The organism is Microcoleus sp. Pol17C6, from assembly GCF_036701145.1.
Lineage (GTDB): Bacteria > Cyanobacteriota > Cyanobacteriia > Cyanobacteriales > Microcoleaceae > Microcoleus.
Window position 1 is genome coordinate 1 of record NZ_JAUBQH010000065.1, and the last position, 26,557, is coordinate 26,557.

At 45.3% G+C, this 26,557-nt stretch carries 20 protein-coding genes and 1 pseudogene; 10 read left to right on the top strand and 11 right to left on the bottom strand.

Annotation, left to right across the window (positions count from 1 at the left end; all coding sequences use genetic code 11):
- Positions 1 to 678: 678 nt before the first annotated feature.
- Positions 679 to 849, bottom strand: a complete 171-nt coding sequence (locus QUA25_RS24030) for a hypothetical protein (RefSeq protein WP_333041716.1) — start codon at positions 847 to 849, stop codon at positions 679 to 681.
- A 51-nt stretch (positions 850 to 900) separates the two neighbouring features.
- Here QUA25_RS24030 and QUA25_RS24035 point away from each other — a divergent pair, with 51 nt between their 5' ends.
- Positions 901 to 3,810 carry a PAS domain S-box protein gene (locus tag QUA25_RS24035; protein WP_333041717.1) on the top strand — a complete coding sequence of 970 codons (2,910 nt, stop codon included), beginning with the start codon at positions 901 to 903 and terminating at the stop codon, positions 3,808 to 3,810.
- A 123-nt stretch (positions 3,811 to 3,933) separates the two neighbouring features.
- On the opposite strand, the gene QUA25_RS24040 is transcribed toward QUA25_RS24035, so the two are convergent.
- The gene (locus QUA25_RS24040) at positions 3,934 to 4,524 is read right to left on the bottom strand and encodes a rhomboid family intramembrane serine protease (RefSeq protein ID WP_333041719.1); all 591 of its coding nucleotides are present in this window, start codon (positions 4,522 to 4,524) and stop codon (positions 3,934 to 3,936) included.
- A gap of 471 nt (positions 4,525 to 4,995) precedes the next feature.
- Between QUA25_RS24040 and QUA25_RS24045 the strand changes: the two genes are divergently transcribed.
- Both QUA25_RS24045 and QUA25_RS24050 read left to right on the top strand, forming a co-directional pair.
- On the top strand, positions 4,996 to 5,373 hold the full coding sequence (locus tag QUA25_RS24045; RefSeq protein ID WP_333041720.1) for a Mo-dependent nitrogenase C-terminal domain-containing protein: 378 nt from the start codon (positions 4,996 to 4,998) through the stop codon (positions 5,371 to 5,373).
- A 730-nt stretch (positions 5,374 to 6,103) separates the two neighbouring features.
- Positions 6,104 to 6,928, top strand: a complete 825-nt coding sequence (locus QUA25_RS24050; protein WP_333041722.1) for an SGNH/GDSL hydrolase family protein — start codon at positions 6,104 to 6,106, stop codon at positions 6,926 to 6,928.
- A gap of 1 nt (position 6,929) precedes the next feature.
- Here QUA25_RS24050 and QUA25_RS24055 read toward each other — a convergent pair whose 3' ends face one another.
- The gene (locus tag QUA25_RS24055) at positions 6,930 to 7,079 is read right to left on the bottom strand and encodes a hypothetical protein (RefSeq protein WP_333041723.1); all 150 of its coding nucleotides are present in this window, start codon (positions 7,077 to 7,079) and stop codon (positions 6,930 to 6,932) included.
- 7 nt (positions 7,080 to 7,086) lie between these two features.
- Complete coding sequence (locus QUA25_RS24060; protein ID WP_333041724.1) at positions 7,087 to 7,545, bottom strand: hypothetical protein; 459 nt, start codon at positions 7,543 to 7,545, stop codon at positions 7,087 to 7,089.
- A gap of 445 nt (positions 7,546 to 7,990) precedes the next feature.
- On the opposite strand from QUA25_RS24060, the pseudogene QUA25_RS24065 reads away from it, so the two are divergent.
- Both QUA25_RS24065 and QUA25_RS24070 read left to right on the top strand, forming a co-directional pair.
- Positions 7,991 to 8,132, top strand: a pseudogene (locus tag QUA25_RS24065) (IS1 family transposase); the annotation flags it as partial.
- Between the two features lie 37 nt (positions 8,133 to 8,169).
- Positions 8,170 to 8,325, top strand: a complete 156-nt coding sequence (locus tag QUA25_RS24070) for a hypothetical protein (protein WP_333041726.1) — start codon at positions 8,170 to 8,172, stop codon at positions 8,323 to 8,325.
- A 36-nt stretch (positions 8,326 to 8,361) separates the two neighbouring features.
- On the opposite strand, the gene QUA25_RS24075 is transcribed toward QUA25_RS24070, so the two are convergent.
- From QUA25_RS24075 to bchB, 3 genes are all read right to left on the bottom strand, one after another.
- The gene (locus QUA25_RS24075) at positions 8,362 to 8,646 is read right to left on the bottom strand and encodes a type II toxin-antitoxin system mRNA interferase toxin, RelE/StbE family (protein ID WP_333041727.1); all 285 of its coding nucleotides are present in this window, start codon (positions 8,644 to 8,646) and stop codon (positions 8,362 to 8,364) included.
- Entirely contained in the window at positions 8,643 to 8,864 is a 222-nt protein-coding gene (locus tag QUA25_RS24080; protein ID WP_333041728.1) for a hypothetical protein, read from the bottom strand. The genes QUA25_RS24075 and QUA25_RS24080 overlap by 4 nt, the downstream gene beginning before the upstream one ends.
- A gap of 83 nt (positions 8,865 to 8,947) precedes the next feature.
- A complete protein-coding gene (gene bchB / locus QUA25_RS24085) occupies positions 8,948 to 10,474 on the bottom strand; it encodes a ferredoxin:protochlorophyllide reductase (ATP-dependent) subunit B (RefSeq protein ID WP_190659189.1) in 1,527 nt (508 codons plus the stop codon).
- 918 nt (positions 10,475 to 11,392) lie between these two features.
- Here bchB and QUA25_RS24090 point away from each other — a divergent pair.
- Both QUA25_RS24090 and QUA25_RS24095 read left to right on the top strand, forming a co-directional pair.
- Positions 11,393 to 16,906 carry an AAA family ATPase gene (locus QUA25_RS24090; RefSeq protein WP_333041730.1) on the top strand — a complete coding sequence of 1,838 codons (5,514 nt, stop codon included), beginning with the start codon at positions 11,393 to 11,395 and terminating at the stop codon, positions 16,904 to 16,906.
- A 324-nt stretch (positions 16,907 to 17,230) separates the two neighbouring features.
- Complete coding sequence (locus QUA25_RS24095; protein ID WP_333041732.1) at positions 17,231 to 19,417, top strand: ATP-binding protein; 2,187 nt, start codon at positions 17,231 to 17,233, stop codon at positions 19,415 to 19,417.
- A gap of 318 nt (positions 19,418 to 19,735) precedes the next feature.
- Here QUA25_RS24095 and QUA25_RS24100 read toward each other — a convergent pair whose 3' ends face one another.
- Positions 19,736 to 20,947, bottom strand: a complete 1,212-nt coding sequence (locus tag QUA25_RS24100; protein ID WP_333041734.1) for an acetate kinase — start codon at positions 20,945 to 20,947, stop codon at positions 19,736 to 19,738.
- Between the two features lie 230 nt (positions 20,948 to 21,177).
- On the opposite strand from QUA25_RS24100, the gene psaK reads away from it, so the two are divergent.
- A complete protein-coding gene (psaK, locus tag QUA25_RS24105) occupies positions 21,178 to 21,438 on the top strand; it encodes a photosystem I reaction center subunit PsaK (RefSeq protein WP_333041736.1) in 261 nt (86 codons plus the stop codon).
- A gap of 41 nt (positions 21,439 to 21,479) precedes the next feature.
- Here psaK and QUA25_RS24110 read toward each other — a convergent pair whose 3' ends face one another.
- The gene (locus tag QUA25_RS24110; RefSeq protein WP_333041738.1) at positions 21,480 to 22,118 is read right to left on the bottom strand and encodes a histidine phosphatase family protein; all 639 of its coding nucleotides are present in this window, start codon (positions 22,116 to 22,118) and stop codon (positions 21,480 to 21,482) included.
- A gap of 147 nt (positions 22,119 to 22,265) precedes the next feature.
- Positions 22,266 to 24,740 (bottom strand): phosphoketolase family protein, encoded by a 2,475-nt coding sequence (locus QUA25_RS24115; RefSeq protein ID WP_333041739.1) that lies wholly within the window; start codon positions 24,738 to 24,740, stop codon positions 22,266 to 22,268.
- Positions 24,741 to 25,505: 765 nt separating this feature from the next.
- Here QUA25_RS24115 and QUA25_RS24120 point away from each other — a divergent pair.
- Together QUA25_RS24120 and QUA25_RS24125 are read left to right on the top strand one after the other, a co-directional pair.
- Entirely contained in the window at positions 25,506 to 25,652 is a 147-nt protein-coding gene (locus tag QUA25_RS24120) for a DUF433 domain-containing protein (RefSeq protein ID WP_333041753.1), read from the top strand.
- A gap of 61 nt (positions 25,653 to 25,713) precedes the next feature.
- Complete coding sequence (locus QUA25_RS24125) at positions 25,714 to 25,887, top strand: DUF5615 family PIN-like protein (protein WP_333041741.1); 174 nt, start codon at positions 25,714 to 25,716, stop codon at positions 25,885 to 25,887.
- Positions 25,888 to 26,187: 300 nt separating this feature from the next.
- On the opposite strand, the gene QUA25_RS24130 is transcribed toward QUA25_RS24125, so the two are convergent.
- A complete protein-coding gene (locus tag QUA25_RS24130) occupies positions 26,188 to 26,430 on the bottom strand; it encodes a hypothetical protein (RefSeq protein ID WP_333041742.1) in 243 nt (80 codons plus the stop codon).
- Between the last annotated feature and the right edge of the window lie 127 nt (positions 26,431 to 26,557).

Genomic DNA, 26,557 nt, shown 5'->3' on the forward strand with positions numbered 1-26,557 from the left:
GCCTACACAGTCTCTTATGCTTATTTTGTTAACTTTGTCAAGTTCATATTATACCAAATTAGATGAGCTTACCCTGGTCCCCAGATAAAGTCGTTTCCGAATATTGGGGCGCTGGTTGCAGTCTTTGTTGGGCGAGAACCGCCGGGGTCAAACCGATAAAAATTGAGCTCAGTCCGAGAGCAGTGCCAAGAGTAGCAATAACTGCGTTCATCATCCATGCCTCCGCTAGTTGCATCCTACTATGCGCTTATTGTACCGAGTTGGAATTAAGTTGCACTCTATCAAAAGTAGCTGCTTGTGGAGATATCAATTGCAGTTGCTGTGAAAACTTATAATTTTCGATCGCGCTATCGGTCAAATAGAACTGACGCAGCAACCGGGTTGAAACGCCAAAATACCTCATTTCAGGTATGAGTCAACCAAAAACTCGATTGGTTTGATTAGCGCGCGTCAGGAGTGGAAAAATAGTTAGTGCTGGACGCACGGGCGGCGATCCATCGGTGGTTTTTCAAGAAAATAGTTGGTTGCAGACCGCCAAAACGCTAAAAAAACCTGGGTTGGAGATACCAGTTCAAAAAAAAATGCAACTGTCGGCAAATTCTAAACCCTTACAGAATCAGTCTTTCCCAATTCTTTAATTCTTTAATCTCAAATCTATAATAGTATGAGCGTGTAGAGTCAGTCCAGGATTGATACTGCATTCATCTCGATCGCCAATGTTCCCAAAGCTCCCGATCGCGCTAAGATGGCGGTAGCAGTCGTTAAAAATTCAGTTGCCAGCGGCAGATTCCGAGTTATTAACAGCACTTTGCCTACTAAAACCATCTCAACTTTAAAACCTGCGCTCATCAAGTTGTACTTGACCGGAATGTTGTCGGTTCATAATAATTCTGCTTTACCATGCCCATCAAATATCTGACCGACCCGATTTTAAAAATGTCGGGCAAAGTGCCAATTCGCATCGTCCTTGTTGTGCCTTTTGCCCTCCAGACTTTCGCTGCGGTAGGGTTGACGGGGTGGCTGTCGTTGCGGAACGGGCGCATAGCGGTCAACCATGTTGCCGCACAACTGCGGACAGAAGTCACATCGCGTATCAAGCAACATATTAATAGTTATATTGAAACGCCACACCAAATCAATCAGCTCAATCTCGATGCCATCCGTCTCGGCATTTTGAACGTGCAGGATGCTGATAATTTGCAACGCTACTTCTCCCAACAAATCAAAACCTTTGATAAAATTAGCTACATTCAATTCGCCTCTCAACAAAAAGATTTTATTGGAGTTGAACGCCTCGACGACGGCAAGTTGCAAGTTCAAATTTCTAATCAATCTACTGGCTATAACTTTCAAAGCTACGCGCCGTCAGAGTTGGGGGAACCAACCAAGCTATTAAAAACTACTCTCAACTACGACCCCCGCGTCCGACCTTGGTACATAGCTCCGGTGCAGGCAGGGAAACCGACTTGGAGTAAAATTTATACTTATTTTGACGCTCCCAAACTAGCGATTACGGCCGCTCAACCAGTTTATGGCGAGGATGGAAAACTGATTGGCATCCTGGGTTCTGATTTGGCACTTTCCAAGCTAAATCAATTCTTGGAAACTCTAAAAATTGGCCGATCGGGACAGACTTTTATTGTAGAAAGGTCGGGGCAATTGGTGGCTACTTCTACTCTGGAACCGCCATTTATTGTTAGCAACGGCGTTCCCAAACGAATTGTGGCAACGAGCAGCAAGAATCTTCTAATTCGATCGACCGCCCGGTATTTGACAGAACGCTTCGGAGATTTGCACAAAATTGACAAATCTCGCCAGTTAGATTTTACGATCGACGGTCAACGACAATTTATACAGGTGACGCCACTCTCAGACAGCAGGGGCCTCGATTGGTTGATTGTGGTGGCGGTTCCTGAAGCCGATTTTATGGAAAGGATTAATGCCAACACTCGGTATACTGTGGTGATGTGTCTGGGTGCTTTGGTGCTGGCAACGGCGATTGGCGCTCTGACTTCTAGGTGGATTGTTGTACCGATTCAGCGTCTGAGCAAGGCTGCGGAGGCTTTGTCGCGGGGAGAATGGGACGGGATGGCGGTAGATCCCCGCTTGATGGCGTCTGTAGAGCGGGAGGATGAGGTGGGTGTCTTGGCTCGCTCTTTTAATACGATGGCCGGTCAATTGGAAGAAGCGTTTACTACTCTCGAAGATCGGGTAGAATCTGCGATCGCCGACAAAAATGAATTAATTATTTCTCTGAAAAACTCGCAGCAGAAACTGGCTCTCCATCTTCACCAAACTCCTTTGGGGGCGATTGAATGGGATCTAAACTTTGAAGTAGCGGAATGGAATTTGTCAGCAGAAAGAATTTTTGGATACAACCGCTTGGAAGCTATCGGACGCCACGGAGTCGATCTAATCGTTCCTGAAAGTGCTAAGGAGTATGTCAGGCAACTATCTATAACTTTGCTGACTAATAAAGGAGGAGTTACCAGCCTTAACGAAAACATCAGAAAAGACGGCAAAATAATTCTGTGCGAGTGGTACAATACGACTTTGGTTGATGCTGATGGCAGCATCATTGGGGTGGCATCGCTGATTCAAGATGTGACTGAATTTCACAGTGCTGTGCAGAAGTTGCGGGCTAGCGAGGAGCGGTTTCGCCAGTTGGCAGAAAATATTCATGAGGTATTTTGGATTAGAGAACCCAATCAAAAGCAGCTAGTTTATGTGAGCCCTGCTTGCGAAAAAATATGGAATTTGAGCTGTCAGAGTTTGCAGTCAGAACCGGAGGCTTTTTGGGATGCTATTCACCCGGAGGATCTCGATCGCGTCAAGGCTGCTTTTGCGAAACAGGTGCGGGGCGATTATGATGAAGAGTATCGGGTAGTGCGATCCCCTACGGGGGCTACGCCAACGGACGGTTCAGTTTGCTGGGTGCGCGATCGGGCTTTTCCAGTTCGCAGCCAAACCGGAGAAATTTACCGAATCGTCGGTATTGCCGAAGATATTACCCAGCGCAAATTAGCAGAAGAATTCCAAAAAGTCGCTCAAACCGCTCAAGCTGCAAACCAAGCCAAAAGCGCCTTTTTAGCTAATATGAGCCACGAATTGCGAACTCCCCTCAACGCGATTATTGGTTACAGCGATATGCTCAAAGAAGACGCCGAGGATTTAGGCTGCGAAGATTTTATCCCCGACTTGGAAAAAATTCAAACAGCGGGCAAACACTTGCTATCTTTAATTAGCGACATTCTAGATATTTCTAAGATTGAAGCGGGTCGGATGGAACTTTACTTAGAAACTTTCAATCCGGTTAATTTAATTGAGGAGGTAGTTTCTACGGTGAAACCCTTGGTAGATAAAAATTCTAATAAGTTTGAAGTTGATTGTGGTAGCGACTTGGGAATGATGTATGCTGACATTACCAAAACTCGTCAAATATTGCTCAACCTGCTGAGCAATGCAGCCAAATTTACGGAAGGTGGCACTATTAGCCTCTGCATTGAAAGAGTTAAACATGACAGCTTAACCACTCAAGAAATAGCAGAACCTTCCGACTCAATAATTTTTCGCGTAGCTGATACGGGCATTGGGATTTCCCCCGAACAATTGCAGCATTTATTTCAAGCATTTATGCAGGGCGACGCCTCAACTACGCGCAAGTATGGTGGCACCGGTTTGGGATTGACTATTAGCCGTCACTTTTGCGTGATGATGGGTGGCGATATGCACGTTGAAAGCGAGTTAGGTTGCGGTTCGGTTTTTACTGTGTACTTGCCTGCCCGCGTAGAATTATTGGTCAGCAGTTAGTCTTGCTATCCGGGACGCACTTTTTACACAATAAAGCAGGTTTACGGACAAAAAACCTACGCTTTCAAATAAGTTCGGGGCAATAAACTAAGGTGATGATAAGATACACCACAAGTCCTAATCCTAGCTAATTTCCCGTTTCCGCCGCCCCAAAAGTTGAGCTGTTAATACCCCGCCGACAAAGCCAAAGAAATGCGCTTGCCAGGAAACTCCCGGCTGCGAGGGCAAAACCCCCCAAATTAAACTGCCGTAGAAGAAACCGACAATTAAAGATACCAAAATAGATGTAAAACTGCGTTCAAAATAGCCCCGCAGCAGTAAGAAGCCGAAGTAACCAAAGATTAATCCGCTGGCACCAATGTGAACGGAATAGGGCGCGCCAGTCAGCCAAACTCCGAATCCGCTGACTAGCACAGTGACGGCACTCACGATAAAAAAGTCGCTAATTTCTCGCAGCATGATCAACCAACCCAATGTCACTAAAGGGAGGGTATTGGCGGCTAAGTGAGCAAAACTGCCGTGTAGAAAAGGCATCAACAGGATGCCTTGAAGTCCGTCGAGGCTGCGGGGGCGGACTCCATAGGCATTCAGCCTGCCGCGGAACAGGAATACATCGACAATTTCGATAATCCAGAGGAGGGAGACGAAGCCACCGAGAATGGCGGCGTGGCTTTGCAATTCGCGGGTGATAGCTTTGGTTTCTGGGTTACTCATGGGTTGTGAGGGCGGTGATACCGATTATTTCTCATTGTAGAAGTTTCTGAGCGATCGCGAGCAAAGATAGTTGGGGCGAGGTTTCAGGGTTTTTTGCAGCAGAGCTTATTTAGAAATATGATAAGTTTTATTAAAAGTTCCGCATTTTCACGTATAGGATAATTCACCTGGATGCCTCACAATAGTAATTGAACTACAAAAGGAGAGTCAACCGAAGGTTGAAGCTAAAACGTAGAAGACAGAATTTTTACCCTATCAATCAATTGTTGGGCTTGAAATGAGGACACTTTTTAGAGCGCACACCGCCTTTAAAAAAAAATCAGGAACTACTTTTCTCGCCCTAAGTCATTAATTTAAGAAGTTCAATCCGGTAAAGCAAAACGAGATGCTGTAGATACTGATTGTAGATAAAATCGCACAAGCTCTACAGAGAGTTCTTGGCACCTCGTTATAAAAGAGGAACAGAGCAAAATGAACGTATTTGAGCATACAGTTTCCTACCGAACTCTGCCAAATTGGGTAGGGTTTGGCAAACAAGAAACCGCCGTTAATGTCGCTACAAATTCTCAACCTTACGGTCAAAAGCCACACTTTGACCCCTTGCATCCGCTAAAAGAATGGCTTGATAACACTGCAATTAAAAGTCAAAAGTTGGCTCGGTTGCTGTGTAAGTTTATTCCCAGCCAGTGTCCGTTTGAGCGAGAAGTCAAAATTGGCGATCGCACTTTATTATCCATTCCGCCCCTGTGCAAGTTAAATCCGCTTTACGAGCAAATCGTTGGGCTGCGCTTTCGAGCTTTGTGTTATTTGGCTGACGAGTGTGGCGAAGATGTAACTCCTTATTGTTAATTCTGCAAAAACTTAAAATTTTCACTGTCTTTTCACCCTCCCTTCTCCTTGTTGGGGAGGGTTTTTGTTTTGTGTCGGCTTTCCAGGAACAAAAGTGCGGTCAATTTCTCGATCGCCCAGTAAATCAGTTTTGAATCAATTCTTTTTTTTCGTGATTGATAGTTATCTCAAGGGTGGTTGTTTGGGAGACTTTTGTCAGGAGGAGCCCGGTTAGGTCAAACAACTATCAAGAGAGGATAATAGGTAGAGCGTCAACAGAAGCGTGAACTGCATTCGTAGGAGGACTGGCTATGACCCCTGAACAAAAGGAGCGTTTTAAAGCTTGTGCTAGCTTAAAACCGGGATGCTGCTGGTTCGCCTCTTGCCTAACTTTATTGGGTAATCTCCCAAAAGATGTACGGTTTTATCCCCTCTAGAGCGCTATGAGCTAGATACCATGAGAAAAGTGTCAAGGACATCACCAATTTATGTAGGTTGAGCCGTGGAGTGAGGCAACCCACAATTAAAGTTCTGTTTTACTCCCTACATTTTTCCCAAAATTGATAGATTAGTAATTGAGGCAAATATTTAAGCTATTTCAAGAATATTAGTAAAACTAAATGTCAAAATCACGAAATCGGTAATTATCGACACAAATTATCAAATATTTTACGAATCTAACTAATACCAAGTGTTAAAAAAAACTTTGTTTGCAGTAATTATTGCACTTTTATCTTTTATGGTTTCACTCATGCTATCAGCTCAAAATTCTGAGGCTGTCAATGAACTATATGTATTTGGGGACAGTCTTTCGGATATGGGAATGGTGTTTCGAGCAAGCGGGAGTCAATATCCGCCTCGTTCGACTTACTTTCAAGGGCGTTACTCGAATGGTAAGGTTTGGGTAGAATATCTTGCCGATCGCCTGAAGTTGCAGCCTGAACGAGTCACTAATTTGGCTTATGGAGGTGCAACAACGGGGAGCGATCGCAATAGCCTTGTCCCTGGTTTGTTAACTCAAGCTCAGTCATGGACTAACTCCCAAAAACAGGCAAATCCTCATGCGCTGTATGTAGTGTGGGCGGGGGCGAATGACTATTTGCAGGGGGGAAATAATGCAAATATTCCCGTTAAAAATGTAACGAGGGCGATCGCGTCTCTTGCTGGTGTGGGTGCCAAAAATATCCTGCTGGCAAATTTACCAGATTTGGGGCAGTTACCGGCGACGCGAACAGGCACTAATTCTGCAAGGCTCACTGCATTAACACAAGCACACAATCAGGCTTTGAGGCGAACGGTTAAGGTATTAAGTCAACAGCATTCTGACTTAAAGATTGCGACTCTGGATGCTAATGCGCTTTATCGGGAAGCCATTGCTTCTCCGGCTAAATATGGCTTGACTAATGTGACGAGTGCGTGTTTATCGGGTGGAGGTGTTTGTGGTAGTCCCGATCGATTTTTGTTTTGGGACGGCATTCATCCAACGACGGCCGCACACAAAATTTTGGGGGAAGCAGCCTCCGCGATTGTGCAGGAGAGCGGGATGATTAAATCTGAATTGGGGATGCTTCGGTAAACTATTTTAAGGCTGGACGGGCGATCGCCACAAGATCGGGATGCTCCCATGTTAAATTAAACAAACTTTCGTCTGCCTCAGCAGAAAAGCCAGATATTTTGTTAGATACCCGGCTTTTTGAAGAAGTCTGGGCTTGAAAGAGCGATCGCATTTAAATACTAAAGGGAGCGAATCACTCGTTGTTCGAGAATGCGTTTGCCTTTGTTATAAATACTAAGGCTGGCTCCTGTAACAATGTAATCGTAGGTGCCATTTTTTGCCACGTAACCAGTTCCCTCTTCAGTACGAGCACGCAGGGCGATCGTGCTGCCGTTACTCTTTTTAACGCCGTAGTAATATAGTTGATTGGCGTGGTTGTAGCAAAGATAAATCCGAAAGTTGCTGGTCTCGAAATAGTTTTCCACTTTCTGTTTTTTGCGGGCACAAAAATCCCTCACCAGTTTTTGGGGGGTGGATACATTAGCTATTTGTATGGTTTCAATCGGAGACTGAGTGCGAGACGCTGTTGGTGCAGTGCTTGTGTTCGATTGTCCTAGAGCCAAGGTTGCCGCTGGATTGCTGGCAAATAGCATTAAACCGAGTAAGCTGGTTTGTGTGAGTCTTGCTGTGAAGTTCATAAGTCATTCCTTTAAAATATGTTGATGCGTCTAATCTAGGTAAGTTGGATTGATGAGGGCGATCGAACAGTACAGTTTTCACAATTGGCCTCAAGGAGGAAATCCTTGGATGCAATTTCCGTTTCCCCTGAGAGCGGGCACTATTCTCAATAAGCTTTTAGGGGCAGGCTAGAAGCCCGCCCCACAAGAGGATTGGATGTATAGTCGAAAGCTCGTTACTGAGAATGATATTTTTCTGTGAGTTTCCCTGCAACTGACTAGCCGACGGACAATTAAAAAACTGGCACTTTCGATTGCTGAGAAGACTTATGTACTAACAGGCGATCGCGAGGACAAAGGAGAGAATTATTTTAAATAGTGTGCGCCAACTGCGGGTGCTGATGCTAGTTTTCATCAATTTCGATAAGTGCGATCGGGTAGTCCTGACTATGCAGGACTACCCTTTATAAAAAGATTTAATAATACCATCAGACTAAGAATATCTTTAGGGGAAAAAACTCTTTCATTCTCTAAAACACTCTCCAATCACATGGGCAGCTCTTTGGTATTTTATTCATGAGTATAACGCCAGTTTATCTATCAAATAAAACCCATAATTATACTGCTTATACAGGACTACCCAAAATGGTTAGTTTAAACCTACCGGGGGGAGGGATTTACGATGGGTTAATTGCTGAAGCTGCACTGAAAGCAGGTGTGGATGTGTTGTTGACTCTTCACCCTAATGATTTTACTCGACTGGGAGAGGATGTCAGGCAGTTAGTGCAAGTGCCGGGTTAAGCCGATCGCCCTTGGTTTGAAAATGGCGATCGTCAGTTAATATACTTCATCATGCGTCCCAATATCAATCAAGACGATCAATTCCTCTTGCGTTTCATTATCTTGCTCAAAAGTATAGATAATTCGGCAATCGGACTCAACCCAACAAGCCCAAAGTCCTTCTAATTGCCCCCGCAGTTTATGTGGCTTCAATGGAGGAGAAAGTGGATCGTTCACTAACAACTCCAAAACCGAAAATATTTTCTCACCTAATTGCAGATTTCTCTTGATAACCCGTTTAAAAGCCCGTTTAAAACTGTTGTTCCAAACTAGAGTTTTCATTCTTCATCCAGTAAATCAGCTTTTAACTGTGCAAAGTTGCCTCGCTTGGCTGTGCCGGCTTTTAAATCACTCAAAACCTCTCTTGCATTGCTAGCAATTTCCACTCGCCGATTTTCAATTCGCCGTTTCTGAATTAATTCAATTAACAAATCTTGCTCTTCAATTGCCAGAGCTTCTACATATTCGATCGCGGTCTGGAAAGCAACAGAATTAGCCATAAAGAACTTTTCTAGGTTTGAAAAGTGACAGTGCATTTCTATTTTACTAAGTAAGGTGGGCAAATGCCCACCCTACCAATAAACTACGCGCCGACAGATTCCTTCGCTGCGTAAAGAACCTCAACGGTAATCTTATCAATCCCCCGATCGCGCGCGAACTTCTCAGTATTCCGCTTCACCTTACCCCGCACAAAACCAGGGATTTTGTTCAACTCAGCCTGTCCATCCTTCGTCCAACCCATATCAGAGTCAGCCGAAATACCCTTCGTAATCACTTCCTTAGTATCGTGGCCGCCGAAGATTTCCAGCAAGTGGTCTTCCATTCCCAAAGTGAAGGAATTGTAGACCAAATCTACGCACTGATTCGTACCTTCATAACCCAAAAATGGCTTGTAGCCGATCGGGAAATTTTGAACGTGAATCGGTGCAGCAATTACGCCGCAGGGAATATCCAACCGCTTACCAACGTGGCGTTCCATTTGGGTGCCGAAAATTGCCGAAGGTTCCGCTTTGGCGATCGCATCTCCGATCGCCCCGTGATCGTCTGTCACCAGCACTTCATCGCAATACTCGCTTACCTGTTCCCGGAACCAGTCAGCGTCGTGTTTGCAGTAGGTTCCAGCCCACACAACGTGGATTCCCATTTCGCGAGCCAAAATCTTCGTCATCGCCGCAGCGTGGGTATTATCGCCAAATACGACCGCTTTTTTACCGGTTAAGTTTTGGCAGTCGATCGATCGCGAAAACCAAGCAGCCTGCGACACAAATCGAGTTTGTTGGTCAATAAAATTTTCGTAATCAACATCCGCACCTTGAGCATTCAAAACTTGCTGAATCTTACGGATACAGCGGGCCGTTTCCACCACACCCATCGGCGTAATATCCACCATCGGCGTACCGAATTCTTTTTGCAAATACTCCCCGGCCATCATCCCCAATTCCCGGTAAGGAACCAAGTTAAACCAAGCGCGGGGCAGTCTTTTTAAGTTGTGAACGGAAGCACCTTCGGGAATAACTTCGTTGACTTCAATGCCCAAATCTGCCATCAAACGCTTCAACTCGGTGCAGTCGTGCTGGTTGTGGAAACCCAGCGTAGACATACCGATAATGTTGACAGATGGTTTTTCGCTTTTGGCTTCTACTAAATCGCCTTTTTTGCGGGCTTTGTTAATGTAAAATTGGACGATTTGATCCAAAGTGCGATCGGCTGCTTGCAGTTCGTTGACGCGGTAATGGTTAACATCCGCCAGCAATACATCGCCTTTGGCATCCAATTGAGCTCGCTCCACGAAGTTTTCCAAGTCTTCTTGCAGGATGCTGGAGGTGCAAGTCGGCGTGAGCACGATTAAATCTGGGTGTTCTTCTCTGTCTTTGCGGGTGATGTTGTCCACCACACGTTCCTGCGAGCCGCGGGCCAGTACGTGTCTGTCAACGACGCTGGTAGTTACTGGGGTAAAGTCCCGTTCCCTCTCCAGCATGGAACGCATAACGTTGAAGTAGTCGTCTCCAATCGGTGCGTGCATGATTGCATGGACGTTTTTGAAGGAAGTGGCAACGCGCAAAGTGCCGATGTGGGCTGGCCCTGCGTACATCCAATAAGCCAATTTCATAGGTATTTTTCCTGGTGCTGGTTGAGAATTGCCCGATCGGGCGATTACTGCTAAATTTTAAGGTTGTTTCTGATTTTCTCACCGGATGAATCCTTGAGAAATACTAATTTTCTGAGAATTTACAGATTTAGGAAATGCTCAAACGCTTTGCCTGCTTGGCATTTGACTCGCAATTCAAACAACTTTACCTGGGTTTTATGGCAATAATTCTTAATCTTTCCTCAAATTTTCTTAAGAGTTAGGCAAATTTGATTAATGTAGGGTTCGCTGCCGCGCACCAGACAAGGTGCAATAATTCTGAATTTCTTGTCAAATTTACTCTGGTCAAACGGTCAGTTAGTATTGTTAATCGATCGGTCAAAATAGATAGAACTGAAGGAAATTTCCGATTCCGAAGCAACACTTACTTCACTCAGCACCTCGGTCGCGAATTATAGTTAAGATTTGCAGCGGCCGGTTTTTTTGAAGCACCGCAAATTCGTACCCGATCACTGGAAAAAATAAATCTTTCAGCACTTGCATATTTTCACGAGATGTGGTGACGCTCCACTAAAGTCAAGCGATTACTTGGAATCTGAGAGGATTTAGTTGTCAGCATGGCGATCGAGCATTAGAGTAAATCTTTGCACAAATCCTGTATTTGTGATCTTGTTTACCTAACTGCTGAGGTGACGAAAGCCCCAGCGTGCTTTTGTCAGCAGTAGCTCTTTGCTGTCAAGGCCTGCCTACCCACACATCCCAAAAGATAGCTCTTGAGCGATAATGAAGAATAACATAGGATTTACGAAAAGAAACCCGATTTACACGATAAAATCTTGGGTTTGTCAACGACTAGCAACGAAGGAACCGGGTTTCTAGCCCGCCGCGCGTCAGTCCTGTAACATTGACCAAGCACACCTAATTTGAGAGAACCCAACTATGATGGCAATTCCCGGCGTTGCAGTTCTCGCTCTCATTTATGAAAGCAGCACTTCCCTGGTTTACCGCGGCCACAACGAGCAGAACAACCAACCTGTTATTATCAAACTTATCAAAGAAGACTATCCGACTCCTGAAGAACTGAATAGATACAAGCGCGAATATGAGATCACTGCCAACTTAAGCCTGTTGGACGGAGTTGTGAAAGTGTATAAGTTGCAACAGGTTAGAAATAGTCTGGCAATGATCTTAGAAGATTTTGGCGGGGAATCTTTAAAAATATTTATGGGTTCTCAAAAATTTACCATTTTAGGATTTCTGACTACGGCAATCAAAGTTGCTGAAACTTTGGGAGAAATTCATGGGAAAAATGTAATTCATAAAGATATAAACCCTTCTAATATAGTTTTTAATCCTGCTACAGGACAAGTAAAACTAATAGACTTTAGCATTTCAACTGCATCCAACCTGGAAAATGTTTCGACTAAAAATCCCAATTTTCTAGAAGGCACTTTAGCCTATATGTCGCCCGAACAAACCGGCAGAATGAACCGGATAGTCGATTACCGCACCGACTTTTATTCGCTCGGCGTGACCTTCTATGAAATCCTGGCAGGACAACTCCCTTTTTCCACTACAGATCCCATGGAGTTAGTTCACTGTCACATTGCCAAACAGCCAGTACCTCTCGCTGAAATTGCACCTGAAATTCCTCAAACTGTTTCAGATATTGTGATGAAATTGTTAGCAAAAACTCCTGAGGAGCGCTATCAAAGTGCTTGGGGACTAAAAGCCGATTTGGAATCCTGCCTGTTTCAGTGGCAAACATCTGGGGTTGTTTCTGAGTTTCCTCTCGGCCGCCAAGATATTTCCGACAAGTTTCAAATACCTCAAAAACTTTACGGCAGACAGCGAGAAGTTGAAACTCTTTTAGCGGCATTTGAACGGGTAGCAGCAACAAATAATCGAGGCTACCGCACCGAAGATTCCCAAATTTCTGTCATCAAAAAAGAGAGCAAATCGAAAAAAGAAAGTCCCTTGTCAGTCCTGGCGAGAGGACAGCATAAATCCCGCAGCGAGATGATGCTGATTGCCGGTTATTCCGGCATTGGCAAATCTGCAATGGTGAAGATTTTAGACAAACCTATTACCCGCCGACGTGGATATTTTATTTGGGGAAAGTTTGACCAGTACAAGCGGACTATTCCTTACTCTGCCGTTGTCAGCGCTTTTTCGGAATTGGTGCGGCAACTGTTAACTGAAAGCGAGGCTCAATTAGCAGTTTGGCGCGAAAAACTCCGCAGTTCCTTCGGTCAAAACGGACAAATTATTATTGATGTTATTCCCGAAGTTGAACTAATTGTCGGAGCTCAGTCTCCTGTAGCTGAATTGGGGCCGACGGAATCTCTGAACCGCTTTAATTTAGTATTTCAAAATTTCATTCGCGTATTTTGCCAGCCAGAACATCCGCTGGTCATTTTTCTCGACGATTTGCAGTGGGCTGATTCGGCTACTCTCAAGCTGATCGAATTGATGATGACAGATGAAGCTACGCAATATCTGTTTTTAATTGGTGCTTATCGGGATAATGAAGTTAGTCCTACTCATCCTTTAATGATGACAGTGGAGACACTGCGAAATCAGGAAGCTATCATTAATCAGATTGCTTTGTCGCCGCTGGGGGTAGAAAACATAACTCATTTGATTGCGGAGACTTTGCACAGCGATCGAGAATCTGTCAAACCGTTAGCTGAATTGGTAATCAGCAAAACCGACGGAAATCCTTTTTTTGTCAATCAATTCCTGCAAACATTGTATCAGGAAAACCTGCTAGTTTTTCACCCGCCACAGTCTGGTAGTAAAGGCGGCTGGCATTGGGATATGACTCAAATTGAACAGTGCGCTATCACTGACAATGTAGTAGATTTGATGGTCCAAAAATTGAGGAAACTGCCAAGTTCAACCCAGCAAGTTTTGCGTTTAGTGGCTTGTTTGGGTAACGAATTTGACTTGAATACTCTTTCTCTAATTCATGAAAAAGAAGCCTCGGAAACTTTTTCTCACCTGTTGCCCGCCATTAAGTCGGGACTGATTCTGCCAACTTCGGAATTGGAAAGCAAGTCATTAGATTACGTGCTGTTTCCGCTATTAATTCTGAATTATAAATTTTTGCACGATCGCGTACAGCAAGCAGCTTACGCTCTGATCGACGACTCGCAAAAAAAGGCAGTTCACCTGAAAATAGGCAGGCAAATCCTAGAAAACACCCCGGCTGAATATCGCGCGGACAGAATCTTTGAATTAGTCGATCACTTGAATGTGGCTCGATCGCTAATTAAAGACGATCGAGAATTAATTGAACTGGCAACGCTGAATTTAGACGCCGCCCGCAGAGCCAAAGATGCCACTGCTTATGTTGCTGCCTTGCAGTATTTGACCGCAGGCATGGACGGTTTGAGCGCCGATATTTGGGATGCCCACTACGATTTAGCCTTTGCCTTGCACATGGAGCGGGCAAATGTTGAGTATTTAAACGGTTTTTTTGAGAACTCCGAAGAATTTATTAATATAACTCTGGAAAAAGCGCGATCGCCCTTAGAAAAGGTAGAAATTTACAACCTGCTGATCGTGCAGTACACCCTGCGGGCGAAGTACGAAGAAGCCGTTAAAGCCGGAATCCAAGCTTTGGACTTGCTAGGCATTGACTTGCCGCTAGACGGGCTACAAAAAGTCATATCCGAAGAATTTGCAACAGCTACAAATATTTTAGCAGGTAGAGAAATAGCTTCCCTAATTGACGCCCCCGAAATGACTGTACCCGACAAAAAAGTGGCAGTCAAATTAATTACAAACTTGCTGACATCCGCGTACCTCAAAAATCCAGACTTGTGGAAAGTCAGCGTTTTAAAAGGAGTCAATCTTTCCCTACAATACGGTTTAGTACCCGAAGCCTCTCTTTGCTATGCTGGCTACGGTATGTTCTTAAACGCAGTTTCGGGAGATTACAAAGCTGCGTATCAATTCGGCTTGCTCTCGCTGAATCTCAGCGAAAAATCTGGCAATATCGGCTTGAAATGCAGAGCTTGTTCATCCTTGGTCAGTATTTTTTATTACTGGTTCAATCACATCAAAGATTCCCACGCAATCAGCAATGAAGGGTATCAAGCAGCTTTAGAATCAGGAGATTTAGAGTATGCGGGTTATATCCTGTCCAACCGCATAGCTAACTCATTTTTTCAAGGTAAAGAAATCTCGCAAATTCTCGCCGACACGAGCAGGTATTTGCAGTTCAGCCAAAAAACAAAAAATCAGCTCGTAACCGATATATTATTAGGGGTAGAGTTAATCCTGCGTAACTTGAGCAAACTAACTCCTGAAAAGTTTGTCTTTGAAAGCGAAGATATCAGCGAAGCTGAATACGTACACAACTGTCAAGCTCATCAAAATTTGTACTCGCTCTGCCTTTATCAGATTCGCAAATGCCAGGTAATGTACTGGTACGGTAACTTCAACGAAGCGCTACAACTAGCTTTTGAAGTAGAAAAACAGCTATCTTTTATTACCGGAGCGATACCCGCTACCGAATGGAATTTTTTCTTTTCTCTAACTTTAGCTGCCGTTTTCCCAAATGTTTCCGAAGAGAAGCAAAAGGAATACTTGGAAAAGTTAGAGGAAAACCAAAAACAGATGAAAATTTGGTCAGATAACTGTGCCGAAAATTTTCTGCACAAGTATCTTTTAGTACAAGCAGAAATAGCCCGAATTTCCAAGAAAGATTCAGAAGCTGTAGAACTGTACGATTTCTCTATAAATTTAGCCCAAGACAATGAGTTTGTCCAAAATGAAGCGCTAGCTAATGAACTAGCAGCTAAGTTTTGGTTGAGTAAAGGCAAGTATCAATATGCCAAAATCCACTTGCGCGAAGCTCACTCGTGCTACTTGCGCTGGGGTGCAGTTCGCAAAGTAGAAGATTTAGAACAGAAGTATCCGCAGTTGCGGGAAATGACGCCGCTCAACGGAAGTTTTAACAACAATCAAACTACCACAACTATTCATACTTCTACTGGCAGCGATGCGAGAGTGCTGGATTTGGCAACGGTAATGAAAGCATCTCTGGCGATTTCTAGCGAAATTGTCCTCGATAAGTTGCTGGCTTCTTTGATGAGAATCTCGTTAGAAAATGCGGGTGCTCAATTAGGTTTTCTGATTTTAGTTAGAGATGGTCAACTGTTGATTTCAGCTAAAGCATCAGTATTTGCTGAAGATGTAGCTGTGCTGCAATTTACGCCTGTTGGAGACTATCATGATTTACCTGTGACGGTGATTAATTATGTGGAAAGGACTCGCTCGGATTTGGTGTTGAGCAATGCGGCGGGTGAGGGACTATTCACAGCCGATCCTTACATCGCTAAACACCAACTGCAATCGATTTTGTGTACTCCAATCATCAATCAAGGCAAACTGATCGGCATTCTTTATTTAGAAAACAATTTGACTGTCGGAGCATTTACTCCCCACAGATTGGAAGTTTTAAGGTTGCTTTCTTCCCAAGTTGCTATTTCTTTGGAAAATGCTCTGCTTTACAATTCTGTGGAACAGAAAGTACAAGAACGGACGCAGGAGTTAAATGAAAAGAACGAGCGTTTAGAACAAACTTTGCGCGAACTGAAACTCACTCAAGCTCAATTAATCCAAACGGAAAAAATGTCTAGTTTGGGGCAAATGGTCGCTGGTGTAGCCCACGAGATTAATAATCCTGTAAGTTTCATCTACGGCAATCTTAATCCGGCTAGCGAATACGTTAAAGACTTGCTAAAATTGATTGAGCTTTACCAGCAGCACTATCCAGAACCTGCTGATGAAATTTTAGAAGAAATAGAAACAATTGAGCTGGAATTTTTGAGCGAGGATTTGCAAAAGCTGCTGGATTCCATGAAAGTAGGAGCGGAAAGAATCCGGGATATTGTGCTAAGCTTGCGGAATTTCTCGCGCCTAGACGAAGCGCAAATGAAGTCGGTAGATATCCATCAAGGCATCGACAGTACGGTGATGTTGCTGCAACCGCGCTTGAGAAAAGAGGGCGGGCGTTTGGGAATTGAGGTAATTAAAAATTACAGCACGCTACCCCTAATTACTTGTTATGCGTCTCAGTTGAATCAGGTATTTATGAATATTTTGACAAATGCGATCGATGCTCTCCTCGTCGCAAGAGATGCCCCGGAAAACTCTCATCAACAGCCTACGATTACAATTTCTACAGAGGTGACTGATAGGAATTCTGCCATAATTAAGATTGCCGACAGCGGGCCAGGGATGAGCACTGAGGTGCTACACAAGATATTCGATCCATTTTTTACCACTAAGCCCGTGGGTTCGGGAACTGGTTTGGGATTGTCTATTTCTCACTCGATTGTGGTTAGTTCTCATGGCGGAAAATTGACTTGCGTTTCTGCACCAGGAGAGGGGAGCGAGTTTATTATTGAAATTCCGATCGCCCCCAGGCAAGTTTTGTAATCGGCGCAACCATCAACCCAAATCCCCAAATCAATTCCAGTTAGCAACCCTTAACAATTCGGCCACGCATTGCGTTTACTAAACTTTGACTTCGCAATTTAAACTCGGCGAAAACTCTGTCGCCAAGTCGATCGCTCGGGTTTCGACAAAAGGGCTATGGCCCTTTTGCAGCCGCACTGAGGACTTTTCATCGCGACGAGGTGGCAATGCTCCGATAAAGCATAAAAAGTATCATATTTTTCATGAAAAAAGTAAATATTGTGTGTATCTTCACGATCGAACTGTAGATAGTAGATCATACTAAAATAAAAGTAATTTCCGATCATGAAGATACGTCACTTCGGCAAAACTCAGGCGATCCCATTGCAGCTCATACTGATCGTGCCATTTGTTTTGCAAATCTTTGGAGCGGTCGGTCTGGTGGGATATTTGTCGTTCAAAAATGGACAGAAAGCGGTAAACGACCTGGCGAATCAGTTGATGGATCAAACCAGAATTTCGGTGAATCAACATCTGGAGGCTTATTTATCTATTCCACATCAAGTGATTCAGATTAACGCCGATGCGATTCGGATGGGATTGCTAGATGTGCGCGATCGCCAAACCCTCGGTAAGTATTTCTGGCACCAAATGCAGGCCTATGACCTCAATTACATCGGCATTGGACTGACCACGGGTGAGGGAGTAGGAGCCGCACGCTACGACCCCAGAACCGTCGTGATTGATGATTGGAGTCCCAAACCGCCGAATAATGTCACCAACTATGCCACCGATAACAAAGGCGATCGCACTCACGTCGTGACTATTTATGATTGGGACAACTTGCAAGAACCCTGGTACACCGAACCCATGAAAGCAGGTAAACCCATCTGGTCGCGGATCGTCACCGTAAATTATCCCAATCATCCCTACATCGCTGCCTCCGCTGGTCGCCCCATCTATGACGCAAATAATCGCTTGCTAGGAATGGTTGGAGTCGATATCCATCTGTTGAAACTGAGCGATTTCTTACGGAATATAGATGTCAGTAGCTCAGGGCAGGTTTTCATCATGGAACGAAATGGGCTGTTGATCGCAAATTCTGCGAAAGAACAACCCTTTACCACCGTCAAAGACGAGATTCGGCGTTTGAAGGCGATCGACAGTGGCAATCCCATCGTGCAGGGAATTGCCAAACAAATCCAGCAACGCTTCAAAGGGTTTCAATCCATTTCTGGAGACACGGATCTCCGACTTGATTTTCAGGGAGAACTCTACTATGTGCAAGTCACTCCCTGGCGCGACCAATATGGATTGGATTGGTTAGTGGTGGTGAGTGTGCCAGAAAGCGAGTTCATGGCACAGATTGATGCCAATACTCGCACCACAATCTTGCTCTGCTTAGCAGCATTGGGGGTAGCTTGTGGGATGGGCGTTCTCACCTCCGGCTGGATTGCGCGTCCGATTCTGCGACTGAATCGGGCGAGTGAGGCAATAACATCTGGCAACTTCGACCAAGCTGTAGGAGACAGCCGTATTCAAGAACTCAACGCCCTTGCCAACTCCTTTAACCACATGGCAAGACAACTGCGCGAATCGTTTACCGCCTTAGAAAAAAGTAATGCAGAATTAGAAGACCGGGTGGAAGACCGCACCGTTGAACTCAAAAACGCCCTAAGTGAGTTGCAACGCACCCAATCACAGATAATTCAGAGCGAAAAAATGTCTAGTTTGGGGCAACTGGTTGCGGGAGTCGCCCACGAAATTAACAACCCGGTCAACTTCATTCACGGCAACCTCGTCCATACACAGCAATACACCCAAGATTTGTTAGAGTTCGTGCAGCTTTATCGACAGCACTATCCTAACCCTGCTGACGAAATTCAAATCGCAGCCGAAGAAATCGACCTGGAGTTCTTGCAAGAAGACCTGCCAAAAATGCTGTCTTCGATGAAAATGGGTACCGATCGCATCCGCCAAATTGTCCTATCGCTACGAAACTTTTCGCGGATGGACCAAGCAGACTTTAAACCAGTGGATATCCATGAGGGTATTAACAGCACCCTACTGATTTTGCAACACCGCCTCAAAGATAGACCGGAACGACCGTCTATTAAGGTGATTCAAGACTACGGTTCCCTACCGCTGGTGGAATGCTACGCCGGACAACTCAATCAGGTGTTTATGAATATTCTCACCAATGCGATCGATGCTCTCCTCGTAGCAAGAGATGACACGAAAAACTCTCATCAACAGCTTGCTATTACAATTTCTACAGAGGTGACAGACAGGAATTCTGTCATAATTAGAATTGCCGACAGCGGGCCGGGGATGAGCACTGAGGTGCTGCACAAGATATTCGATCCATTTTTTACAACTAAGCCCGTGGGTTCGGGAACTGGTTTGGGATTGTCTATTTCTCACTCGATTGTTGTCAATTCTCACGGCGGAAAATTGACTTGCGTTTCTGCACCAGGAGAGGGGAGCGAGTTTATTATTGAAATTCCGATCGCCCCCAGGCAAGTTTTGTAATCGGTACCACTATTAACCAACATCCCAAATAAATTCCAGTTAGCAACTCTTAACAATCCGGCCACACCTTGCGTTGTCATATCAAATCTGTTAGCATCGGAACTATATTAATATATCTCTTCTTTTTATCTGCGTGAATCTGCGTTAATCTTTTGTCATCTGCGGTTCTAGAAATTCTCTTTTTTTAACCGCAGATGAGGGCAGATAAACACAGATAAACGCAGATGAATTAGAGAAATTCCGGTTGCACCGTCTGTAATTGTTGACGCTTCGGCGAAGCTAATCTGCCATCGCTGTTGAAGGAATTCATAAAATAAGTTAGTGATAAAGTTTCCAGCATTCTCGCGCAATTTCCCAATCCTCCTGCGTGTGAATTACCAAAATTCTTACGGCAGAATCCACTACCGCAATATCTTCATCCACTGGCGACTGTTGGTTCTTCTCCCCATCCAATTTTAAACCCATAAATCCAAAAGCTTCGCAAGCAGCCGATCGCACAACAGCAGAATTTTCCCCAACTCCCGCCGTAAAAATCAAAGCATCCAACCCTCCCAAACTCGCCAGCATTGCCCCAATTCCAGCGCGCAAACGGTGAATGTAAATATCCAAAGCAAGTTGAGCTCTCTCATTACCTTGGGCGATCGCATCTCCAATCTGCCGCATATCGCTAGATACCCCAGAAATCCCTTTTAAACCAGAATTACGATTGAGAATATTATCTAATTTTTCAGAAGTTAAATCTTCTTGCCTTAACAAATGAATTATAATCCCAGGATCGATCGAACCCGATCGACTTCCCATCATCAAACCTTCCACAGGCGTAAATCCCATCGTCGTGTCAACACTCCAGCCACCGCGAATGGCTGCCAGAGAACATCCGTTGCCCAAATGACAGCTAATCAACCGCAAATCTGCCAAATCTTTACCCAGAATGTCGGCGGCCCGACGCGCGCAATATTGATGGCTAATCCCGTGAAAACCGTAGCGCCGAATCCCATTTTCCAGCCATTCGTAGGGGCCGGGATAAACAAAGGCTGCGGGCGGCAATTGTGCGTGAAAAGCTGTATCAAATACTGCTACTTGTGGCACATCTCCGAGGATTTTTTCAATCGCTTCGATACCTTCGAGGTTGACCGGATTGTGAACGGGGGCGAAAACAGATAAACGGGCGATCGCCTTTTTAACATCCGGCGAAATTAACGTACTTTGCTGATAATCTTGTCCGCCGTGTACGACGCGGTGGCCGACAATATCAATCTCCTTTAAATCATTAATGGTTTGAGTTCTTCCCCTGCAAAGAGTGTCCAGCATTCGAGAAATAGCATCTTGGCGAGACTCGGATGCAAATTCCTCCTCAAGCCGATCGCCCTTTGCTGTTTTGACTTTCAACTCTGCTATACCCTGCTGGTGAGTCCAATCAATTTGAGCCTCCCAGAGGGGTTGCAAAGGTCGATCGGGCAGGACATCGTTTAACTCGTAAAGACAGCTCTTTTGACTGCTAGAACCCGCATTTAACACCAGTATTTTCATGCTTTATTATGTCCTGTTGATTCGTTCTTTCGATCGCTAGGCGATTGAAATCGCGTCTTGTCAAACTTTCGTCCCAGCAGAGGGGGACTAAAAAATCTTGAGACTCAGGGAAAATTATTAAGAAAAATGTCGAAAAATTAACTGTTAATGCAATCTGTAGCTAACAGTTGCATTTTTTTGATATATATTCTAGGCAGATTTTCATTTACTAAAGTTTAAGGAGCCGATCGATGTTTACACCAATTTTACTTGCCACTGTCGCCAGAACCGTAGAGTGGAGCCCCACGACTGGTTTGATTATGATTATTTGCAATATTTTAGCTATTGCGATCGGCAGCTCGACCATCCAAAAGCCTCACACAGGCCCAGCCGCGCCCTCATCGGGTTTGGTCGGCGGCTTGAGTTTGGGTGCACTTGTGGGAAGTCTCTGCTTCGGTCATATTTTGGGAACGGGTACGATTTTAGGATTGTCTTACATAGGCGCGATTTAGTTTCAGACTGTAGGGTGCGCCCCCGCACCTTACCCGCAATTTCAAGTACCGGGTAAATTGCGGAGAGTTTCATCCATGTACGATCGATCGCCCAAAACCTCCAGCAGCGGCCCGCGCACGTCAAACTTAACAATACTGACAGAAGCTGCTAAAGCGGCAATGCGATAGCGATAACGTCCCAAATCAATCCCCAACAAACTGCACAGAATAATTCTAATAGTCGCCTTGTGCGAGACAACCAAAACATTACCGCTCTTGTACTTTTCCTGAATTTCTGCGATAACTAAGGACGATCGGCTAGCAATTTCCACGGAAGTCTCGCCGCCATTCGGTGCATTCCAAGCAGGTTCAGTCAGCCAGTTAATATAATCTTCTTCGTATTCTTTTTTGACTAATTCTACTGTTTTGCCTTCCCACTTACCGTAATTAATCTCCCTCAGTCCGTCGCGAAGCTGCATTTCAATTCCCACGGCATCGCACAAAGGTTTTGCAGTAGCAATTGTGCGTTTCATCGGACTGACATAAACAGCCTCCCAGGGCAATTTTGCGTAACTGGCGGCAAACTGTTCTGCCATTTTAGAACCTTCGGGTGTTAATTCTGGATCGATATGGCCGCAGAAGCCACCTGTTTGGCTGTAAGTCGTTTCACCGTGTCGTACAAAGTAGATTTTTAAGCTCATATATACCACTTTTATTTGATTGTTGAAAGAGACTTTTATTGAACGAACCGCAGAGGAATATCGCCCGCGCCGGACACCGCAATGCCGTGTCCTAATCCACGATCGTGTGCCGGACACGGCATTGCCGTGTCCCTAGCCAGAATATCGCTAGCCCGGTGCACCCGATCGCACGGTTTGATCTCCTGTCGTTGTCGGATCTTTCGTTTCCTTCGGCGCTTCCGACGAAACCGGGCCCGCGTGCGGCCACTTCCAGTCGCGGATTTCCGGCATATCATCGCCGTGTTCGTTGATATAGTGCCTGTGTTCGATCAGCTTGTCACGGATAGCTTGTTTGCCGTAAGCTGCGACAGAACTCAGTTTTGGAACGCGATCGAGTACATCTCCAACTAAATGGAATCGATCGAGATCATTAATCACCACCATATCAAACGGCGTCGTAGTCGTCCCCTCTTCCTTGTAACCCCGAACGTGAATATTGGGGTGATTCGTCCGGCGATAAGTCAAGCGGTGAATCAGCCAAGGATAGCCGTGAAAAGCAAAAATCACCGGCTTATCTTTGGTGAACAAAGTATCAAAATCCTTGTCAGACAAACCGTGGGGATGTTCGCTAGCAGGTTGCAGCGTCATCAAATCCACCACATTCACCACCCGCACTTTTAAATCCGGATAATCTCGGCGGAGAATGTCAACAGCAGCCAAAGTTTCCAGCGTCGGAACATCACCCGCGCAAGCCATCACCACATCCGGTTCGCCGCCTTTATCGTTGCTGGCCCACTCCCAAATGCCGATGCCGGCGGTACAGTGTTTAATCGCAGCATCCATATCCAAATACTGCAATGCCGGCTGCTTCCCTGCAATAATCACGTTGACATAGTGGCGGCTGCGGAGACAGTGATCCGTTACTGACAGCAAAGTGTTCGCATCCGGCGGCAAATAGACCCGCACAACCTCCGCTTTCTTGTTAATTACGTGGTCGATAAAACCCGGATCTTGGTGAGAAAAACCGTTGTGGTCTTGCCGCCAAACGTGAGAAGTTAGCAGGTAGTTGAGAGAGGCGATCGGTCGGCGCCAAGGAATGTCGTTAGTAGTTTTCAACCACTTGGCGTGTTGGTTGAACATCGAATCGATGATGTGAATAAACGCTTCGTAACAAGAGAAAAAGCCGTGGCGTCCCGTCAGCAAATAGCCTTCCAGCCATCCCTGACACAGATGTTCGCTGAGGACTTCCATCACCCGGCCGTCGGGGGAGATGTGGTCGTCTTCGGGCAAAATGTCCCCCGCCCACATCCGGTTCGTCAGTTCAAACACCGGATCGAGGCGGTTTGAGGCCGTCTCGTCGGGCCCGACAATGCGGAAATTGGCGTTTTCCTGATTCAGTTTCATCACGTCTCGCAGGAAGCGGCCGGAAACGCGGGTTGCTTCTGCCATTACAGTGCCCGGTTTTTGCACCTCAACGGCGTAGTCTTCAAATTTCGGCATTTTCAAGTCTCGCAGCAGCAGGCCGCCGTTAGCGTGGGGATTTGCCCCCATCCGTCGAGATCCCTTGGGTGCGAGTTCGGCCAATTCGGGAATTAACTTGCCATTTTCGTCGAAGAGTTCTTCCGGCTTGTAGCTTTTCATCCAATCTTCGAGGAGTTGGACGTGTCCCGGCTTAGAAGCCATTTCCGAAAGTGGGACTTGGTGCGATCGCCAATAATCCTCTGTTTTCTTACCGTCAACTTCCTTGGGCCCCGTCCAGCCTTTGGGAGTTTTCATCACAATCATCGGCCACTGGGGACGGCCGGAATAGCCCTCTGTCCGGGCTTTTTTCTGAATCGCCTTAATTTCGCCGATCGCGGTATCGAGAGTTGCAGCCATCAACTGGTGCATGGTTTCCGGGTCTGAACCTTCCACCCAATAAGGTTTGTAGCCGTAACCGACCATCAAACTTTCCAATTCCTCTTGCGGAATGCGGGCCAACAGCGTTGGATTGGCAATTTTGTAGCCGTTCAAGTGCAAAATCGGCAACACGGCCCCGTCGCGAACCGGGTTGAGAAACTTGTTAGAGTGCCAGCTAGCAGCCAGCGGGCCGCTTTCGGCTTCCCCGTCGCCGACAACGGCCGCCACAATCAAATCGGGGTTATCGAAGGCCGCCCCGTAAGCGTGAACCAGGGCGTAGCCGAGTTCGCCGCCTTCGTGAATCGAACCGGGGGTTTCCGGGGCGACGTGGCTGGGGATACCGCCGGGAAAGGAGAACTGTTTGAACAGCCGTTTGATACCCTCTTCATCTTCGGAAATGTTCGAGTAATATTCGCTGTAAGTGCCTTCGAGATAGGTGTTGGCGACCAACCCCGGCCCGCCGTGTCCGGGACCTGCGATGTAGATGGTGTTGAGGTCTTGGGCTTTGATGATGCGGTTGAGGTGAACGTAGATGAAGTTGAGGCCTGGAGTCGTGCCCCAATGTCCGAGGAGTCTCGGTTTGACGTGTTCGATTTTGAGGGGTTCTTTGAGTAGGGGGTTGTCGAGGAGATAGATTTGTCCGACGGATAGGTAGTTTGCCGCCCGCCAGTAGGCGTTCATTTTGTGTAGTTCTGAGTCGGTAAGCGGCTTTAATTGCGGGATCTCGGTTGTTCCTAGCATCATCAGCGATTGACTCCTAAGTTGTGCTTGTTTTGTAAAGTGCGATCGAGAAGTGCGATCGATATTAATTTGTTATCTGTGACATTTTGTATTTAAACTCCATGTCTTCCACACCAACTATTGAATTCTAGCTCGTTTATGTCTCCATCAAAGTTTAAATCAATGTTAATTTATGGCTAAACATCGCACAATTCTGAGTGAATAAAGGTGGAAATTTCCGGGGATCAAGGAATTAAGCAATATAAAATAGGATTTACACAAGAGTTTTTGTAGGCTGTGCACTCCGCACTGAGCCGTAGAATATGTTGCGAGTAGTAGGATATGTTGTTCAAGTCCCCAAAAAGATACTTCTCAAGGTAGAAGTCATAAGAATTTATAGGTGAATATAATTTCACTTTGTGCCTGCTGATGGCTGATACCAGTTATCATAAAAAATTCAACTGTAGGCAATATCCAAAGCTTTATGTCCTCAGTCATTCCCCATTCTTTAATCTAAAATTTAAAATGGTATGACTCGTTTTGGGTTAATTTTTTTTAGGTTCGTTTAAGCTCAGGGTAAAAGGGCGATTACTTTTTATAATGAGAGAGATTTAGCCTGAAGTTAAACAGATATAGCAATGCTATTCCATTTGTAAAAAAGCTTTTTTTTATGAACCGCAGAGGCGCAGAGGGCGCAGAGGAAGAGAGCTGAGATAAAGGAATTGCGTATAATAGCAAATACATATTATCTAATTATTAACGCAAAATTTAGCTAATACCTGGCAAGGAATTAGCCCAACTCTCGGTGTCTGTGGGGGTGATGCTTGTATGAGAAATATTTGCATTTCTATTTGGGAACTGGTGAGCTTTCATCGTTTGGGTATGAACGAGTCTCGGCTCTTAGATAACTATCCCACACTAACTGCTACTGATTGAGCAAATGCGTCGGCTTATGCGGCAGTTTTTCCAGATGAAAGTGAAATAGCTATCCGCAAGAATGACGAGGATTGAAATGATGGCGCGTCTTTATGGTGACGAACAATTTCCCAGAGAAATTGTAGAATTGCTGCGCCAGATGGGGGACAATATTCTGACAGTGCAAGCAGCCGGAAAGGATAACCTAAAAAATCCGGACGCAGAAGTGTTAGCTTTTACAGTCAGTGAAAATTGAGCTGTTTTAACTCTAAATCGCCGTTATTTTATCAGACTGCACAGCTTACAGTCTGACCATGCTGCAATTATTGTCTGTAGGGGAGAGGATGATTTCACAGAATGACTGCTAATCTTAATCAGGCTATTTCCTCACTTGCAACATTAACAGGTCAAGTGATTTGAGTCGATCGCACTTTCGCGACCATCTATATCTTAAGCGATCGCCACAAAGTAAACTCAAGCAATCTCAATCCGAAAATCACTGCATCGGTTTGATTGCTGGCTAGATGCCATCGCCAATATTTCCCGCTGAAAAAACTTAGGAGGCGACTAAAACAGGACTCTCTGAAATCCGGCAAACATTCGACACAGTTGGCTGGTGGGCAACGACTCGCACTTCGTGAGGATAGCGGGGACGGGGGTCATTTTCTAACCAGATGGGCGGTACCATCATCACTTCATAGTAAGCGATCGTATGCAAAACCCCAGGCTGGGACTTCAACTCTACTGTTAAGCCCGCTCGGTACTCAAATGCTTCTTCCCAGTCTAGGTTTCCATTCATATCCATATTCATATCCATCGGAATCGCGCCTCTTAATCTTGTTTCTTTTCTCAATTGTAGAGCGCTACATAAAACATTGGGTACTTTCTGTTGCTTATGATACAATTTGTAACCTTATATATACGTT

Excerpts from the sequence above, each read along its gene's own strand:
- bchB (WP_190659189.1), bottom strand. The coding sequence starts at position 10,474 with ATGAAATTGGCTTATTGGATGTACGCAGGGCCAGCCCACATCGGCACT.
- QUA25_RS24055 (WP_333041723.1), bottom strand. The coding sequence starts at position 7,079 with ATGCGATCGCTCTTTCAAGCCCAGACTTCTTCAAAAAGCCGGGTATCT.
- QUA25_RS24110 (WP_333041738.1), bottom strand. The coding sequence starts at position 22,118 with ATGAGCTTAAAAATCTACTTTGTACGACACGGTGAAACGACTTACAGC.
- QUA25_RS24045 (WP_333041720.1), top strand. The coding sequence starts at position 4,996 with ATGAACGTATTTGAGCATACAGTTTCCTACCGAACTCTGCCAAATTGG.
- QUA25_RS24060 (WP_333041724.1), bottom strand. The coding sequence starts at position 7,545 with ATGAACTTCACAGCAAGACTCACACAAACCAGCTTACTCGGTTTAATG.
- QUA25_RS24040 (WP_333041719.1), bottom strand. The coding sequence starts at position 4,524 with ATGAGTAACCCAGAAACCAAAGCTATCACCCGCGAATTGCAAAGCCAC.
- psaK (WP_333041736.1), top strand. The coding sequence starts at position 21,178 with ATGTTTACACCAATTTTACTTGCCACTGTCGCCAGAACCGTAGAGTGG.
- QUA25_RS24130 (WP_333041742.1), bottom strand. The coding sequence starts at position 26,430 with ATGAATGGAAACCTAGACTGGGAAGAAGCATTTGAGTACCGAGCGGGC.
- QUA25_RS24125 (WP_333041741.1), top strand. The coding sequence starts at position 25,714 with ATGACGAGGATTGAAATGATGGCGCGTCTTTATGGTGACGAACAATTT.
- QUA25_RS24030 (WP_333041716.1), bottom strand. The coding sequence starts at position 849 with ATGAGCGCAGGTTTTAAAGTTGAGATGGTTTTAGTAGGCAAAGTGCTG.
- QUA25_RS24075 (WP_333041727.1), bottom strand. The coding sequence starts at position 8,646 with ATGAAAACTCTAGTTTGGAACAACAGTTTTAAACGGGCTTTTAAACGG.
- QUA25_RS24035 (WP_333041717.1), top strand. The coding sequence starts at position 901 with ATGCCCATCAAATATCTGACCGACCCGATTTTAAAAATGTCGGGCAAA.
- QUA25_RS24095 (WP_333041732.1), top strand. The coding sequence starts at position 17,231 with ATGAAGATACGTCACTTCGGCAAAACTCAGGCGATCCCATTGCAGCTC.
- QUA25_RS24115 (WP_333041739.1), bottom strand. The coding sequence starts at position 24,740 with ATGATGCTAGGAACAACCGAGATCCCGCAATTAAAGCCGCTTACCGAC.
- QUA25_RS24090 (WP_333041730.1), top strand. The coding sequence starts at position 11,393 with ATGATGGCAATTCCCGGCGTTGCAGTTCTCGCTCTCATTTATGAAAGC.
- QUA25_RS24080 (WP_333041728.1), bottom strand. The coding sequence starts at position 8,864 with ATGGCTAATTCTGTTGCTTTCCAGACCGCGATCGAATATGTAGAAGCT.
- QUA25_RS24100 (WP_333041734.1), bottom strand. The coding sequence starts at position 20,947 with ATGAAAATACTGGTGTTAAATGCGGGTTCTAGCAGTCAAAAGAGCTGT.
- QUA25_RS24070 (WP_333041726.1), top strand. The coding sequence starts at position 8,170 with ATGGTTAGTTTAAACCTACCGGGGGGAGGGATTTACGATGGGTTAATT.
- QUA25_RS24050 (WP_333041722.1), top strand. The coding sequence starts at position 6,104 with ATGCTATCAGCTCAAAATTCTGAGGCTGTCAATGAACTATATGTATTT.